We start from the raw sequence: 15,836 nt of genomic DNA on the forward strand, positions 1-15,836 counted from the left end.
CCTCGATCGCCGGACTGGCGTGACCGGCGCCCGCGCGAGGAGGCGCCAAGCCGGTCGCCGTGCGGGGAGCGAGGACGCCCCCACCCGCGGGACGCGGGGGGGCGCACACGACGAGGGGCCGCCGAGTCGTTCGGCGGCCCCTCGTCATCGCGTGCTGCGGCGGCGTCAGCCCTTGGCCGTCTCCGCCTCGCCGTTCGTCTTGGGCGCGTCCTCGTCTGCGTCGGCGTCGGCGTCGGCCTCGGCCGGCTTGGCCTCGCCGGACTCCGCGTCCTCCCCGTCCACCGCGTCCGGCGCCTCGGGCGCCTCGGGCGCCTCGGGCTCGACGATCTCCTCGCGCCCCGGCCGTACCTTCGCCGAGACCACGATGTACGTCACCGCCAGGACGAACATGATCAATGCGGTCCACACGTTCAGACGCAGGCCCAGGATGTGGTGGGCCTCGTCGACGCGCATGTACTCGATCCAGGCGCGGCCCGCACAGTACGCGGCGACGTACAGCGCGAACGCCCGTCCGTGTCCGAGCTTGAACCGGCGGTCCGCCCAGACCACCAGGAGCGCCACGCCGATGCACCACAGCGACTCGTACAGGAAGGTGGGGTGGTAGGTGCCGGCGACCCGGTTGGGGCCCTCGCTGATCTTCAGCGCCCACGGGACGTCGGTCGCCCTGCCGTACAGCTCCTGGTTGAACCAGTTGCCCCAGCGGCCGCAGGCCTGGGCGAGGGCGATGCCGGGCGCGAGCGCGTCGGCCCAGGCGGGCAGCGGGATCCCGCGGCGGCGGCAGCCGATCCAGGCCCCGACCGCGCCGAGCGCGATCGCACCCCAGATGCCGAGGCCGCCCTGCCAGATCTTGAAGGCGTCGACCCAGTTCTCACCGTCGCTGAAGTACAGCTGGTAGTCGGTGATGACGTGGTAGAGCCTGCCGCCGACGAGGCCGAAGGGGACGGCCCAGACGGCGATGTCGGCCACGGTGCCGGCTCGGCCGCCCCGGGCGATCCAGCGCTTGTTGCCGAACCAGACGGCGACGAAGACACCGATGATGATGCAGAACGCGTAGCCGCGGAGCGGGATCGGTCCGAGATCGATCACGCCGGTCGACGGGCTGGGAATGTAGGCAAGGTTCATGGCACGGTCGACGCTACCCTGCCGGGCGGGACGTACGGCAACCCGCCCGGCAACGTCTGGGTAACGAGCGGCCCTCGATCCCCCGGTCGCCCGCCCCTCAGGAGCCCGAGGGGGCGGGCGTGACCGTGCCCGGCTTCTTGCCCTTGTTGGCTTCGGCGACCCACTTCTTCAGGTTGGCCACGGTGATCGGCTCGTTCCCCTTCTTGGGGAAGATCGACTCACCGTTGAGCAGCGCCGTCGGTGTGCCCTGGAATCCGCCGTTCTGGAAGGCGGTGTTCGACTTCTGCACCCAGGAGTCGTGGGCCCCGTCGTTCACACAGGCGCGGAACGCGGGCGTGTCGAGTCCGTCGACCTTCTTGGACAGCTCGATCAGCTTGTCGTTGTCACCGAAGGCGTCGTCGGACTCCTGCGGCTGGTTGCTGTACAGGACGTCGTGGTACGCGGGGAACTTGCCGGCGTCCTGGGCGCACGCCGCCGCGTTGGCCGCCCTCAGCGAGCCGCTGCCGCCCATGTTGCCGTCGATCAGCGTGGCGAAGTGGTAGTCGACCTTGAGCTGCCCGTCCTGCTCCATCCGGTGGATCGTGTCCCGGAAGGCGTTCTCGAACTGGGCGCAGACCGGGCAGCGGAAGTCCTCCCAGACCGTGAGCGTCGACGGGGCGTCGTCCGCTCCCACCGGAATGGTCAGGCTGTCCTTGCCGGTGGCGCCGGACGGGGCGACGGCGGGACCCGACGCCTTGTCCTTGTCGCCCTTGCCGCCCGTGTTCGCCGCGATCAGGCCGACGACGGCGGCCAGTCCGAGGACTCCCACCACGGCCGCGGAGACGATCAGCGTGCGGCGGCGGCGCTCACGCGCCCTCGCCAGCTCGCGCTGCTGGTTCAGCCGGTCTCGCGCGGCCCTTTTTCCCTCTTGGTTCTTCTCGCTCACACCCGCAGCAACGAACCGGGGAGGCACTCGCGTGCCTCCCCGGTCCCAGTCCACCCATTCGGGTGATCACGGATGTCAGCGCTTTCGAACACCTTCGGCCAGGTCGGCCGCCAGGGAACGGACGGCCGCCAGACCCGCCGCCTCGTCCGGGGCGTCGAGCATCCGCTTGACGAAGGCGGAGCCGACGATGACCCCGTCGGCGAAGCCGGCGACCTCGGTGGCCTGCTCGGCGTTCGAGACGCCGAGCCCGACGCAGACCGGGAGGTCCGTGGTGGCGCGGGTGCGCCGCACGAGGTCCTGGGCCTGCTCGCCGACGGAGACCCGGGTGCCGGTGACACCCATCAGGGACGCCGCGTAGACGAAGCCGGAGCCGGCCTCCGTGATGGTGGCGAGGCGCTCGTCCTTGCTGCTGGGCGCGACGACGAACACGGTCGCGAGACCGTGCTTGCCGGCGTGCTCGCGCCACAGCTCGGACTCCTGGACCGGGAGGTCGGGCAGGATGCACCCGGCTCCGCCGGCCTCGGCGAGTTCGGCGGTGAAGCGCTCGACGCCGTACCGGTCGATCGGGTTCCAGTACGTCATGACGAGGATCGGGATGCCGGTCGCCTCGTGCGCCTCGCGGACCGTGCGCATCACGTCGGCGATCCGCACGCCACCGCGCAGGGCGATGTCGTCGGCCGTCTGGATCACGGGGCCGTCGAGCACGGGGTCGCTGTGGGGCAGCCCCACCTCGACGACGTCGGCGCCTCCGGCCGCCACGGCCTTGACGGCTTCGATGGCGCCGTCCACGGTCGGGAAGCCGGCGGGCAGGTACGCGATCAGCGCGGCCCGGTTCTCGGCCTTGGCCGCGGCGAGCGTGGTGTTCAGCAGTTCGATGTTGCCGCTCACTTGACGTCCCCCTCGATCTCGGCGCGATCGCTGTCCGCGTCGGCCTCGACGGCCGCGTCCGCGTCGTACAGACCGAAGTAGCGCGCCGCCGTGTCCATGTCCTTGTCGCCGCGGCCGGACAGGTTGACGAGGATCAGACCGTCCTTGCCGAGTTCCCTGCCGACCTCCAGGGCGCCGGCCAGCGCGTGGGCGCTCTCGATGGCAGGGATGATCCCCTCGGTGCGGGAGAGCAGGCGCAGCGCCTGCATGGCCGCGTCGTCGGTCACCGCGCGGTACTCGCCGCGGCCGATGTCCTTCAGGTACGCGTGCTCCGGACCGATGCCCGGGTAGTCCAGTCCGGCCGAGATGGAGTACGGCTCGGTGATCTGGCCCTCGTCGTCCTGGAGGACGTAACTGCGTGAGCCGTGCAGGATGCCGGGCTCGCCCTCGGTCAGGGTCGCCGCGTGCTCGCCGGTCTCCACCCCGTGCCCTGCGGGCTCGCAGCCGATGAGGCGGACGCCGGCGTCCTGGATGAGGGCGTGGAAGAGCCCGATGGCGTTGGAGCCGCCGCCGACGCAGGCGACCGCGGCGTCCGGCAGCCGGCCGGTCCTCTCCAGGATCTGCCGCCTGGCCTCCACGCCGATCACGCGGTGGAAGTCGCGGACCATCGCCGGGAAGGGGTGCGGGCCCGCGACCGTGCCGAAGAGGTAGTGGGTGCGGTCGACGTTGGCGACCCAGTCGCGGAACGCCTCGTTGATGGCGTCCTTGAGCGTGCGGGAGCCGGACTTCACGGCGATGACCTCGGCGCCGAGCATCCGCATGCGCGCCACGTTCAGCGCCTGCCGCTCGGTGTCGATCTCGCCCATGTAGATGGTGCATTCGAGGCCGAAGAGCGCGCACGCGGTCGCGGTCGCGACGCCGTGCTGGCCGGCTCCGGTCTCCGCGATGACGCGGGTCTTGCCCATGCGCTTGGTGAGCAGCGCCTGGCCCAGCACGTTGTTGATCTTGTGCGAGCCGGTGTGGTTGAGGTCCTCGCGCTTGAGGAAGATCCGGGCGCCGCCGGCGTGCTCGGCGAAGCGCTCGACCTCGGTCAGGGCGCTGGGCCGACCGGTGTAGTTCACCATGAGCTCGTTGAGCTCGGCGGCGAAGGCGGGGTCGGCCTTCGCCTTGTCGTACTCGACGGCGACCTCGTCCACGGCGGCGACGAGCGCCTCCGGGATGAACTTTCCGCCGTACGCGCCGAAGTACCCCTCGGCGCTGGGAATCAGACCCTCCGGGTCCGGAATGAAGAAGTCGGACGACATCTCGACGTGCTCCTCGGCATGGCAGTGGGTGGGTTCACCGTATGCGCCGTGAGCGGAGCGCCGCCGCGGCCGTGGACGGCCGGGCGGTGCGGTCGTGCGGATCTCCGCCGGATGGGGCGGGGTACGACGGCCGGGGCTCGCTCTACTGCGCGGACCCCGTGCGCCATCGCATGCCGTTGACCTGTCCGGGCTCGTCGCCGATCACGTACCGCACCCGCCGGCCGTGCACGCGGCGCGCGGGGGCGCGGCAGCCGCGCGGGCGGCAGCCACGCGCCAGCGGCGCGTGCGGGTTCCGGCCCGTGACCCCGGCGTGGCGCAGCCCCGCCCGGGGACGGCACGCGGAACGGTCGGCGGTCACGGGTGCGGTCAGCTCCGTCCGTGCCGGAGGGCCGGGTGGGCGCCGGCGGCGACCAGGTCGGCGACGGCCGCCTTCGGGTCACGGCCGGTGACCAGGGATTCGCCGACCAGCACGGAGTCCGCGCCGGCGTTGGCGTAGGCGATGAGGTCGTGCGGGCCGCGGACGCCGGACTCCGCGACCTTGATGATGTGGCCGGGGATCTCGGGGGCGACGCGCTCGAAGGTGGAGCGGTCGACCTTGAGGTCCTTCAGGTTGCGCGCGTTGATGCCGATGATCTTCGCGCCGGCCTCCACCGCGCGCTCCGCCTCCTCTTCGTCGTGCACCTCGACCAGCGGCGTCAGGCCGATGGACTCGGCGCGCTCGATCAGCGAGACGAGAGCCTCCTGGTCGAGGGCGGCGACGATCAGCAGGACGAGGTCGGCGCCGTAGGCGCGCGCCTCCCACAGCTGGTACGAGGTGACGATGAAGTCCTTGCGCAGGATCGGGGTGTCGACCTTGGCGCGCACGGCCTCCAGGTCGGCGAGCGAGCCGCCGAAGCGGCGCTCCTCGGTGAGGACCGAGATGACGGACGCGCCGCCGGCCTCGTAGTCCGCGGCGAGCGCGGCCGGGTCGGCGATGGCCGCCAGGGCGCCCTTGGAGGGGCTGGAGCGCTTGACCTCGCAGATGACGGTCACGCCCTCGCCGCGCAGGGCGGCGACTCCGTCCTTGGCCTGGGGAGCGCGGGCCGCGCGCTCCTTGAGCTCGTCGAGGCTGACGCGCGCCTGCCGCTCCGCGAGGTCGGCGCGAACGCCGTCGATGATCTCGTCGAGCACACTCACGCGAGAGGCCCCCTTCCGGGACGTTGACGGGGAACGGAACTGAACAGGATGGACCGTTCCGATGGTATCCGCAGGAGGCCGGTGGGCCCGCATCCGGCCGACGGGTGTCCCACTACCTGGGCATTCACGGGGCCAGCGCCGATCCGAACGGCAGGTTCCGGACCACGGTGAAGATCAGCACGACGGATCCGATCGCCCACCAGTGGAGGGCTCTCGGTGCGAGCCGCAGGGGCGGCCGGCCGGCGGCCGCGCGGACCGTCCAGAGCACCCAGAGCACGGCGAAGGCCGCGTATCCGAGGACGGCCAGGGCGTTGGAGCCGAGCGCCGCCGCGATGTCGCCGTGGGCGAAGGCGTGGGCGCTGCGCAGTCCGCCGCAGCCGGGGCAGGCGAGGCCGGTGAGCCGGAGCAGCGGGCAGACCGGGTAGTGCCCCGGTTCGTTGGGGTCGACGGTTCCGACGTAGCCGAAGGCGGCGACGACGCCCGCCAGGACGGCGGCCGGCACGGCGGTCCGCCGCCACCGCGGGACGGGAGCGGGGGCGGGCGGGAAGACCGGCGCGGGCCCGTGCTGCGGGCCAGGACCGGCCGGCCGGCCGGTCACCGGCTGCGAGCCCGGGACCGGCGGGGCGGGGGAAGGCGATGCGTCCACTCGGTGATTGTCGCCGCTGACGCGAAAAGGCGCAGCCCGGGCCGGGCTGCGCCTCGCGTGGTCGTGTCCCGCGGAGGGATTCAGGAGATCTGCGCCTGTCCGGCGCGGTCCCTGGCCGCTGCGAGCTCCGCCGACTCCTTCGGCATGCCGAGGCCGGCGGCCTTCATGGCGAGGCCCACGATCCCGCCGACGAAGACGACGGCGATTCCGGCCCAGAAGCCGAGCGGGTTGGCCGCGACCATGAAGACGCCCGCGATGCAGAAGCCGATGAAGGCGATGATGACACCGGTCCAGGCGGCCGGGGTGTGTCCGTGGCTGCTGCCCGCCATGAGTTGCTCCTCGTTGGTGTTGCGCTGTTGGTATCGCTCGGGGGTGCCGCAGCCCTGCCGCTGTGGGCGCCGCTGTGCTGCGAGCTCACGGCCATTGTCCCGTACGCGCGGGTGCGACGTGAGCTGGGGGGTCATGCCTCGCGCGTCGGGTCCTCACCGCGGTCCAGGGCCTTCCACAGGTCCTCGGGCCGGTCGGGGTCCGGGGCGGGGCGGCGGGCCTTGCGGGGGCGCGGGGTGCCGTCGCGCTCGTACCGTCCGGACATCGTGGGCCAGCGGCTCCCGTAGCGGAGGGCGAGGAGCCCGGCGAGCAGGATCAGCAGGCCGCCGGCCGCGGTCACGTAGGGCCAGGCGGTGTGGCTGAGGGCTTCGATGGTGGCGGCGCTGTCGCCGGTGGACCGAGCGGCCTTCTCGTCGAGTGCGGCGCTGTCGGAGGCGCCGAGGTAGGCGCTCACGGCGGCGCCGAGTCCGCTGAGGGCCAGCAGCCCCGCGACGGCGAGCCGGCCGGTGGCGCGGACGGCGAAGACGGCGACGAGGGCGGCCAGGCCGACTATCGCGAGGGCCGCGGGGAGGCCGGTGACGTCCTGCCCCTCGGCGCTCAGTGCCAGGGTGCCGCCGCCGACCGCGGCCTTGCCGTCGGCCCAGGTCTGACCGGAGGAGAGCAGGACGAGGGTGGCGCCGGCCGCCCCGAGGAGCAGGCCGGCTGCCAGGCTTCGGCGGCTTCCCGCGCTGTCGGGCGCGGCGGCGGCTTCGGCACGGGGCTGGGGTACGGGGACGGCGCTCACGTACTCCACTATCCCCTACGGCTCCGCGTGGACGGACCGCCCCCCGTGTGCCTCCCGTCTCAGCGGGAGCCGAGCCGGTTGGCGGTGTGGACGGCGCGGAGGACCGCCGCGGCCTTGTTCCGGCACTCGGTGTCCTCGGCGACCGGGTCGGAGTCGGCGACGACACCGGCCCCGGCCTGGACGTACGCCGTACCGTCCCGCAGCAGTGCGGTGCGGATGGCGATGGCGGTGTCGGAGTCCCCCGCGAAGTCGAGGTAGCCGACGCAGCCGCCGTACAGTCCGCGGCGGGTGGGTTCGAGTTCCTCGATGATCTGCAGGGCGCGCGGCTTCGGGGCGCCGGAGAGGGTGCCCGCGGGGAAGCACGCGGTGAGGACGTCGAAGGCGGTACGGCCTTCGGCGACGCGGCCGGTGACGGTGGACACGATGTGCATCACGTGCGAGTACCGCTCGATCGACATGAAGTCGACGACCTCGACGCTGCCGGGCTCGCAGACCCGTCCCAGGTCGTTGCGGCCGAGGTCGACGAGCATCAGGTGCTCGGCGCGTTCCTTCGGGTCGGCGAGGAGCTCGTCGGCGAGGGCCTGGTCCTCCTGGGGCGTGGCGCCGCGGTGCCGGGTGCCGGCGATCGGGTGGAGCATCGCACGGCCGTCCTCGACCTTGACGAGCGCCTCGGGGCTGGAGCCCGCGACGTCGAAGCCCTCGAACCGGAAGAGGTACATGTACGGCGAGGGGTTGGTCGCGCGCAGCACCCGGTAGACGTCCAACGCGCTGGCGGTGCACGGGGTTTCGAAGCGCTGGGAGGGGACGACCTGGAAGGCCTCGCCGGCCCTGATGCGCTCCTTCACGTCCTCGACGGCGTCCTGGTAGGCGGGGCCGCCCCACAGGGCCGTGTACGGCGGCAGCTCGGAGGGCGGCAGGGCGGCCGGGGCGTTCTCGACGGGGCGGCGCAGGTCCTGCTCCATGGCGTCGAGCCGGGCGACGGCGTCGGTGTACGCCTCGTCGACGCCGGTGGCCAGGTCGTTGTGGTTGATCGCGTTGGCGATCAGCAGGACGCTGCCGTCCCAGTGGTCGAGGACGGCGAGGTCGGAGGTGAGCAGCATCGTCAGCTCGGGGAGCTTCAGGTCGTCGCCGCCGTGCTCGCCGATCTTCTCGAGCCGGCGCACGATGTCGTAGCCGAGGTAGCCGACCATGCCGCCGGTGAAGGGCGGCAGCCCGGATTCCTGGTCGTGCGGGGTGTGCAGGGTCTCGATGGTCGCGCGGAGGGCCTGGAGCGGGTCGCCGTCCACGGGCACCCCGACCGGCGGGGTGCCGAGCCAGTGGGCCTCGCCGTCGCGGGTGGTGAGCGTGGCGGCACTGCGTACGCCGATGAACGAGTACCGCGACCAGGTGCGGCCGTTCTCCGCGGATTCCAGCAGGAAGGTGCCGGTGCGTTCCCCCGCGAGCTTGCGGTAGAGGCCGACCGGGGTGTCGCCGTCCGCGAGGAGCCGGCGGGTGACGGGGATGACGCGCCGGTCGACGGCCAGCTTGCGGAAGGTGTCGAGGTCCATGGCGGCAGACCCTACTGTCCGAGGGGGTGTCTCGCTGACCAGGGTCGGATCAGGCCGCGGCGGGTGCGGTACATCGCAGGGCGCCGGGGCGTCCTCGATGGGGGTACCTCCCCTGCCCTTCAGGCTATGGGGGAGGAGCGATCAGGACGTTTCGGCAACGCCGCGAGGTGCCGTGCCGGGCGTCGGGGACCCGGCCCCGGCCGGCGAGACACCCCCTGTGGGGAGGACGTCGGCGTCGAAACAGGTGCGGTCGCCCGTGTGGCAGGCGGCGCCCGTCTGGTCGACCCTGACGAGGACGGTGTCGGCGTCGCAGTCCAGGGCGACGGACTTGACCTCCTGGATGTGGCCCGAGGTGTCGCCCTTGACCCAGTACTCCTGGCGGCTGCGCGACCAGTAGGTGCAGCGGCCAGTGGTGAGGGTGCGGTGGAGCGCCTCGTCGTCCATCCAGCCGAGCATCAGCACCTCGCCGGTGTCGTACTGCTGGGCGATGGCCGGGACCAGCCCGTCGGCGCCGCGCTTGAGGCGGGCGGCGATGGCGGGGTCGAGGTCGCTGGCGGGCCGGGGCGTGCCGGGCGGGGGCGTGCTGGTCATGGGCCCATTGTGCCGTGGTCCGCGGGACCGTTCGGGCGTGCGTCCACTGGGCGGACGCGGGGCGACGGTCGTACGCTGGCGGGCATGTCGACCCATGCGAAGCGCGAACGACTTCTGCTTGCCGACCTGTTGGAGGCCGTCGGGCCGGAGGCGCCCACCCTCTGCCACGGCTGGACGGCCCGTGATCTGGCGGCCCACGTGGTGGTGCGGGAGCGGCGGCCGGACGCGGCGGCCGGGCTGGTCATCGGCCCGTTGAAGAACCGGCGTGACCGGATCATGACCGAGTTCACCGAGAAGCCGTACGAGGAACTGATCCAGCTCATCCGTACGGGTCCGCCGAGGATGTCCCCGTTCAGCCTGAAGCAGCTCGACGAGGCGGCCAACACCGTCGAGTTCTACGTGCACACGGAGGACGTCCGCCGGGCGCAGCCGGACTGGTCGGCGCGGGAGCTGGACCCGGTCTTCGCCGACGTCCTGTGGTCGCGTACGGAGAAGGCGGCCCGCGTGCTGGGGCGGAAGGCCCCAGTGGGGCTGGTCCTGCGCCGCCCGGACGGGCAGACGGCGGTCGCGCACCGGGGCACCCCGGTGGTGACGGTGACGGGGGAGCCGGGCGAGCTCCTGCTGTTCGCGTTCGGGCGGCAGGACGCGGCGCGGGTGGACCTGGAGGGCGAGCAGGACGCGATCGGCAGGGTGACGACGGCGAAGCTCGGGATGTAGGCGGGCGTTCCGCGCGCGGTGGGCTCAGCGCGGGAGTTCCGCGCGGCGGAGCGGGACGAAGGCCAGGCCGGTCACCGCGCCCGCCGCGCACAGCGCGGCGCTGGCGACGAAGACCGGACCGGTGCCCCAGAGCGCGACGGCGGCGCCGGTGGCCGGGTAGCTGAGCGGTGCCAGGGCGTGGGTGAAGAGCGTCGAGACCGAGGTGACGCGGCCCAGGTAGGCGGGGTCGGCGGCGGTCTGCGTGAGAGCGCCGCACAGGGCGCCGCCGAGGCCGGCGAAGAGTCCCACGAGGACCGCGACACCCGCGGCGAGCGGCACGGAGGGCGCGTACGCCAGGGCGGCGATGGCGGCCGCGCCGACCAGGACGGTGAGGCACATGACGAGTCCCGCCCTGGGGACCCTGCCGCGGACGGCGAGCAGGAGGGCCGAGCCGCCCGCGCCCGCGCCGAAGGCGGCGATGACCCAGCCCATGCCGGAGGCGCCCCAGCCGCGTTCCTCGCTGAGCAGGATCAGGCCGAGGTTGAGCGGTCCGACGAAGCCCAGTTCGCTGACGGCGACGACGAGCATGAGGGGGCCGAGCAGCGGGTGGCGGCGGATGTGACGCAGCCCGTCGGCGAGATCGCGCCAGGCGGTGCCGGCGGGTTCGGTTTCCGTCTTCTCGTCGCCGGCCGTCAGCGGGTTCATCCGTACGGCCAGGAGCAGCGGCAGCGAGACGGCGAAGAGCACGCCCGCCGCGGCGAAGGCCAGGACCGGGCCGCCGAGGGCCACCGCGACGCCGCCGAGCGGGGCGCCGACCACGTTGGCGGTGCGGGTGGCGAGGCCGCGCATGCCCTGGACCCGGGCGAGCTGGGAGGCGGCGGTGATCCGCGGCGGCAGGGCGCCGACGGCGGGCAGGAAGAGGGCGTCGACCGCGCCGAAGACCAGGGCGACCGCGATCAGCATCCACACCGTGGGCGAGGTGAGGAGCAGGGCGCCGGCCAGGCCGAGGATGACGAGGCAGCGGGCCGTGTCGCTCGCGACCACGACGCGGCGCGGTCCGAGCCGGTCGGCGAGCACTCCCCCGCCGAGCAGGAGCACGGCCCGTGGTATGGAACCGACGGCGAGCACCAGCCCGGTCTGGGAGGCGCTCCCGGTGCGGGCGGCGGCCCAGGCGAGGGCCATGTAGTAGACGCTGTCGCCGATCATCGACGCCGTGTAGGCGCCGAGCCAGCGCAGGACGTTGCCGTCCCGATGGGCGGGGGGTCGGGGATTCCCGGTGTCCTTGGCGGCGGGGAGGGTGAGGGTCACGGGGTCGTCCTCTCGGGGCGCCGGCTCAGGTCCGGAACGGGAAGCCGTACAGGTGCAGGGCAACGTTCTCGCGGTTCTCCGTGTCGCCCGCCTCGTCGCGGGCGCGGCCCCGCTCCTCGTACCGGCCGATCACCCCGTCCAGCTCGCGTTCGAGCGCGCCGAGCTCCTCGGGGGTCAGCCGAGCCAGGTACTCCGAGGTGAAGGAAGCCTTGCGCCAGGGGGGCGTCCAGCTGCGGTACGCGTCGAGGAAGCGGCGGTACAGCTCGATGTGCTGGTCGAACGAGAGCCGGCTGACCGCAGTGTGGGTGGCGGCCTTCTCTGGCGCGTCGCTGAAGTCCTCGTCGTGGAAGCGGAGCCCCTTCGACGCGGGCTGCCACCAGCGCTCGCGGCCGTCCTTGCCCTCCCGGTCGGCCTCCTCGATCAGGCCGTGGTCGGCGAGCTTGCGCAGGTGGTAGCTGACCAGCGAGACCTGCTCGTCCACCTGCTCGGCGAGCTGGGAGGCGGTGGCCTGCCGGGCGATGTAGAGCGCCCGGTACAGCTTCATCCGCAGCGGGTGTCCGAACGCCTTGAGCGTGCCGAGATCGGACACCCGGCGTGTTTCGTTGCTTGCCATGCCTCCACGGTAGATACGAAAGGAAACTTGCGCAATATCTATTGCGCAATAAAAGTTGCACGCTCGGCCGAGGACGTCGGCCGCTTACCCCGCCCCGCACGGGACCCGAGATACCCCAGCAGGAATCCGGCGGGAATCGTGATCAGCCCCGGCGTCTGGAGCGGGAACCAGTGGAAGTCGTGGGACGGGAAGAGCGCGATCGGAGTGCCGGAGAACGCCGGCGAGAACACCATCAGGAACACGATCAGCGGCAGCGTCCCGTAGACCGTCCAGCGCACGCCCCGCGCGTTGAACCACGGCCGGAACAGGGCGTACAGCAGGACCGGCGGCAGGACGGAGGCGGCGGCGGCGAAGGAGAGCGAGAGCAGCACCTGCGGATTGCGGTCATGGGTATATGTCGATACGTAGACGGAGAGCGCGCCGGTCAGGACGACGGCCAGGCGGGCGCGGAGGATCTCGCGCCCGGCGGAGCGGTCGGACCGGGCGGCCGTACGGGACCGGGCCTTCGCCGTGAAGTCGCGGGCGACGGACGAGGCGGCGGCGAGGGTGATGCCGGCCACCGCGGCCAGGGTGGTGGCGAAGACCGCGCAGGCGACGAAGGCGAACAGCGGGGACTCGCGCGGCCCGTCCGCCCCCGGGTCGAGCGCGCCGGTCACCAGCAGCAGCGCGGTGCCGCCCGCGGGGTCCGCGGCCTGGATGATCTTTCGGCCGAGCAGGGCGGACGCCCCGAGGCCGACCACGACGACGCCGGTGCACAGGAAGGCCACCGGGGCCGCCGCCCAGACGGTGGCGCGGCGCACGGTCCAGCTGTCGCGCATGGGGTGCAGCCGCATCATGATGTGCGGCATACAGGCGGCCCCGAGCACCAGGGTGAGCTGGAAGCCCAGCAGATCCAGGGCGCCGGCGAAGGTGTGGCCGAACTGCAGGCCGGGGCGCGCGTAGGACCCGCCCGCGCCGCTGCCGTGCCGGGCGGCGTCGAAGAGAGTGAACGGGTTCCAGCCGTACCGGGCGAGCACCAGCCCGGCGAGCAGGGTCACCGCGGCCAGCACGACCGCGACCTTGACGATCTGGATGTAGCCGGTGCCGCGCATGCCGCCCACCGCCGAGTAGCAGACCATCAGGGCGCCGCTGGCGACGGTGCAGCTGGTCAGCGCGCCGTCGGGCAGCCCGAACACGGAGGCCATGACCCGGCCCGCGGTGGCGAGTTGGACCAGCAGCAGGGGGGTCAGGACCACCAGGGTCGTGATCCCCAGGGCGCGGCGGACGGTCGGGTCGCCGAGCCGGTCCGCCAGGAAGTCGCCGAGGGTGAACACGCCCTTGCGGCGCATCGGTTCCGCCATGATCCGCATGACCAGGACCAGCGAGGCGACCGTGGCGACGGCGAACAGGATGCCGTCGAAACCGGCGAGGGCGACGGAGCCGGTGGTGGAGAGCAGGGTGGCGGCCGAGATGTAGTCACCGGCGATGGCCAGGCCGCTGCCGACGGGGCCGAGGGCGGAGCCGCCCCCCGCGTAGAAGTGCTCCGGGTCGTCCTGGTCCGCTGCGGCCAGCCCGCAGAGCAGCAACGACACGGCGACGAATCCGAGGAAGACGACCACGGCCAGCGACCGGGCGTCGAAGCCGCCGCTCACCGGCGCGGTCCCGGGACGGGAGCGGAGGTGACGGCGGTCGCGCAGGCGCGGTGCGCACGGGGCGCGCGAGGTGGCGGAGGCACTGAGGACATGCCGGTCACGGCATCAGGCGCCGGGGGCCGCGTACAGCGGCCGGGGCGAGGACGCTGCGCGCGTACAGCCGGTGCGGGCGAGGTGTGTGCGCGTGCACATCACCGGTCTGCGCGGCGGCAGTTGGGCGCGGGGATGTGCGCGCGGACGGGGGGGCCGGGGGGCCCGCCGGTCCGCATGAGGCGGCGGCGTCGGGGTGTGCGCGAGACGTGTACCGGCGCGGCCCGCCGGCCCGCGCGGGGCACCGACATCGACGTGCGCGCGAGACGTGTACCGGCGCGAGCCGCCGGTCCGCACGGGGGGGGCGCGGACGCGCGCACGCGGCGGTCACCGGTCCGCACGAGGCGGCCGGTTGGGGGATACGCGCGAGAGGCGGACACCGGGCGCGTGGCGGGGACGTGGCGCCACGTCCCCGCTGGCCCGGATCGCGGAGTCGCACTCCTGTGCGCCCGGGACGGCCGAGCACGTCCGGGCCGCGGAACCGGCAGGGGCGTGCGGGGCGCCGGCGCCCCGCAAGCCCCGGAGGCGACCGGGAAGTCGCCGGGCGTCCCGTCAGCCGGCCAGCAGACGGCGGGCCGCCAGGGCGAGAGAGACCTCGACCGCGTCGGACGGCCGGGTCAGACAGCGGCCGGTCAGCTGCTCGAAGCGGCGCAGCCGGTTCAGGACCGTGTTGCGGTGGCAGTAGAGCCGTGCCCCCGCCCGCTGGGCGGAACCGTCCGAGTCGAGCCACGCCGTCAGCGTCTCGATGATCACGTCGCGGTCGGCCGGGTCCAGCCGGTCCAGCGGCCCCAGCACCCGCGCGGCCAGGGCGGAGCCGAGCCCCGGGGACGAGACGACCAGGGCGGCGGGCAGCTGTTCGTCGAGCAGGACGACCCCGCCCCCGGCCGGGCAGGCCCGCAGGGCGGTCTCCGCGAGGCGGCGGGCGTCCCCGACGGCCGCCAGCCCGTCGACGACGGAGCTGATGCCGACCCGCGCGCCGGGCGGGACGGACAACCCGGCCGCCAGCGCGGCGAGTTCCGTGTCCCCGTCGACCGCGGCGGGAGGGGCGTCGCTCCCGTCCGCAGGACCGGTGGGCGGGGTGAGGGGTTCCGCCGGCCCCTCCCCCCGGGCCAGCGGCAGGATCGCGAACTCCGCGTCCGGGCCCGGGTGCCAGAGCGCGTCCGTCCCGGCGGGCAGCGTCATCGGCGGCTGCGCGGTGCCGTGCGGGGCGCGGCGGGCGGTGGCGACCACGAGCACCGCGTACCGCCCGTACTCCGGCAGCCCCAGCATCGCGGCGGCTTCCGGCAGTTCGGCGATCTGGGCGGTGCCGTCCAGCAGTGCCGCCGTCATCAGCCGCTGGCGGTTCTCCCGCCGCCAGGCCAGCCGGCGCTCCGTCTGGCGATAGGCGTCCGCGACGACACCGCAGTGCTCGTCCACGAAGTTCCAGACGTCCGCCGCGACGTGCACCAGCAGCCGGATGTCCTCGGGGTGGCGGCGGGCGGTGTCGTCCACCAGCTCCTGCCAGACCATCGCACCGCCCATCCGGAAGGCGTGCAGGACAGCGTCGAGCGGCAGGCCCTGCTCGGCCCGGACCTCACCGATCCGGCGGGAGGTGCGGTGGGCGGCCTCCCGGAACTCCCGGGGCTGGATCAGCGATCCGACGTTGTGCCGCAGCGAATGGTGCACCTCCTGCCAGATCTCCGCCGCGTCGGCGTCGATGGCCGAGCGGTAGGCGGGCTCCTGCTCCCGCAGCGCCTCGACGAGCCGGTCCGTCAGCTCGGGCAGCCCCTCCATCAGCACCCGGGCAGCCCGGTGCAGTGCGGCGACGGCCTCGCGATCGGCCAGCGAACGGAAGCGGCGCGGCATCGGCGCGACAGGGGGCGGCCCGTGCAACGCCCTGACCCGTGAACGTACGACCTGCGGCATGGCGGCCTCCACCGGGATTCGGCCGGCTCCGGAATACGGCCGGCTCCGGTTCACCCAGCCCGGTGTTGGGCATGAGCACACCGAATCATCCTGACGCCCGCAGAATGGCATACCGCCCAGTCGGTACCTAGAGGTTTGCGTCGTTCTTCTCATCACGGTCCTGCAACCTCCCTGACTCGGACAGGGCTACGGAGCCCTTGGCGGGACCCCGTAGCCGCGCCGGCCCCAGAGCCGTTCACCTGGGATCGGGCCGGGCTCGGCGGGGTCCCGCACGGGCATCTGCCGGGTTTGCCGTCGCCTTGCG

General features: G+C 73.4%; 16 protein-coding genes. 1 reads left to right on the forward strand and 15 read right to left on the reverse strand.

Annotated elements, in window-relative coordinates:
• Positions 1–165: 165 nt before the first annotated feature.
• The 11 genes from lgt to hisI form a co-directional block, all read right to left on the reverse strand.
• A complete protein-coding gene (gene lgt, locus E6R60_RS21615; RefSeq protein WP_136328279.1) occupies positions 166–1,122 on the reverse strand; it encodes a prolipoprotein diacylglyceryl transferase in 957 nt (318 codons plus the stop codon).
• A gap of 97 nt (positions 1,123–1,219) precedes the next feature.
• The gene (locus tag E6R60_RS21620; protein ID WP_136328280.1) at positions 1,220–2,047 is read right to left on the reverse strand and encodes a thioredoxin domain-containing protein; all 828 of its coding nucleotides are present in this window, start codon (positions 2,045–2,047) and stop codon (positions 1,220–1,222) included.
• 75 nt (positions 2,048–2,122) lie between these two features.
• Complete coding sequence (gene trpA, locus E6R60_RS21625; protein WP_136328281.1) at positions 2,123–2,935, reverse strand: tryptophan synthase subunit alpha; 813 nt, start codon at positions 2,933–2,935, stop codon at positions 2,123–2,125.
• Complete coding sequence (gene trpB, locus E6R60_RS21630) at positions 2,932–4,218, reverse strand: tryptophan synthase subunit beta (RefSeq protein ID WP_136328282.1); 1,287 nt, start codon at positions 4,216–4,218, stop codon at positions 2,932–2,934. The genes trpA and trpB overlap by 4 nt, the downstream gene beginning before the upstream one ends.
• Positions 4,219–4,360: 142 nt before the next feature.
• On the reverse strand, positions 4,361–4,537 hold the full coding sequence (locus tag E6R60_RS37500; RefSeq protein WP_240802651.1) for a tryptophan synthase subunit(beta): 177 nt from the start codon (positions 4,535–4,537) through the stop codon (positions 4,361–4,363).
• A 47-nt stretch (positions 4,538–4,584) separates the two neighbouring features.
• Positions 4,585–5,394, reverse strand: coding sequence for an indole-3-glycerol phosphate synthase TrpC (gene trpC, locus E6R60_RS21640; protein ID WP_136328284.1), 810 nt, complete (start codon positions 5,392–5,394; stop codon positions 4,585–4,587).
• Positions 5,395–5,518: 124 nt separating this feature from the next.
• Positions 5,519–6,040 (reverse strand): DUF2752 domain-containing protein, encoded by a 522-nt coding sequence (locus tag E6R60_RS21645; protein ID WP_136328285.1) that lies wholly within the window; start codon positions 6,038–6,040, stop codon positions 5,519–5,521.
• 80 nt (positions 6,041–6,120) lie between these two features.
• Entirely contained in the window at positions 6,121–6,369 is a 249-nt protein-coding gene (locus E6R60_RS21650; RefSeq protein ID WP_136328402.1) for an HGxxPAAW family protein, read from the reverse strand.
• Positions 6,370–6,500: 131 nt separating this feature from the next.
• Entirely contained in the window at positions 6,501–7,160 is a 660-nt protein-coding gene (locus E6R60_RS21655; protein WP_136328286.1) for a TIGR02234 family membrane protein, read from the reverse strand.
• Positions 7,161–7,210: 50 nt separating this feature from the next.
• Positions 7,211–8,698 carry an anthranilate synthase component I gene (locus E6R60_RS21660; protein ID WP_136328287.1) on the reverse strand — a complete coding sequence of 496 codons (1,488 nt, stop codon included), beginning with the start codon at positions 8,696–8,698 and terminating at the stop codon, positions 7,211–7,213.
• A 141-nt stretch (positions 8,699–8,839) separates the two neighbouring features.
• Positions 8,840–9,289, reverse strand: coding sequence for a phosphoribosyl-AMP cyclohydrolase (gene hisI / locus E6R60_RS21665; protein ID WP_240802645.1), 450 nt, complete (start codon positions 9,287–9,289; stop codon positions 8,840–8,842).
• Positions 9,290–9,373: 84 nt separating this feature from the next.
• Here hisI and E6R60_RS21670 point away from each other — a divergent pair, with 84 nt between their 5' ends.
• Positions 9,374–10,006: a TIGR03085 family metal-binding protein gene (locus E6R60_RS21670; protein ID WP_136328288.1), complete on the forward strand. Its 633-nt coding sequence runs from the start codon at positions 9,374–9,376 to the stop codon at positions 10,004–10,006.
• 24 nt (positions 10,007–10,030) lie between these two features.
• On the opposite strand, the gene E6R60_RS21675 is transcribed toward E6R60_RS21670, so the two are convergent.
• The 4 genes from E6R60_RS21675 to E6R60_RS21690 all read right to left on the reverse strand — a co-directional run bounded on the left by E6R60_RS21675 (position 10,031) and on the right by E6R60_RS21690 (position 15,532).
• The gene (locus E6R60_RS21675; RefSeq protein WP_136328289.1) at positions 10,031–11,293 is read right to left on the reverse strand and encodes an MFS transporter; all 1,263 of its coding nucleotides are present in this window, start codon (positions 11,291–11,293) and stop codon (positions 10,031–10,033) included.
• A 25-nt stretch (positions 11,294–11,318) separates the two neighbouring features.
• The gene (locus tag E6R60_RS21680; RefSeq protein ID WP_136328290.1) at positions 11,319–11,906 is read right to left on the reverse strand and encodes a helix-turn-helix domain-containing protein; all 588 of its coding nucleotides are present in this window, start codon (positions 11,904–11,906) and stop codon (positions 11,319–11,321) included.
• Positions 11,907–11,944: 38 nt separating this feature from the next.
• Entirely contained in the window at positions 11,945–13,537 is a 1,593-nt protein-coding gene (locus E6R60_RS21685; protein ID WP_136328291.1) for a cation acetate symporter, read from the reverse strand.
• 642 nt (positions 13,538–14,179) lie between these two features.
• Positions 14,180–15,532 (reverse strand): helix-turn-helix domain-containing protein, encoded by a 1,353-nt coding sequence (locus E6R60_RS21690; RefSeq protein WP_136328292.1) that lies wholly within the window; start codon positions 15,530–15,532, stop codon positions 14,180–14,182.
• Positions 15,533–15,836: the final 304 nt, after the last annotated feature.

Origin of the sequence: Streptomyces sp. A0642, from assembly GCF_004795105.1 — a bacterium.
Lineage (GTDB): Bacteria > Actinomycetota > Actinomycetes > Streptomycetales > Streptomycetaceae > Streptomyces.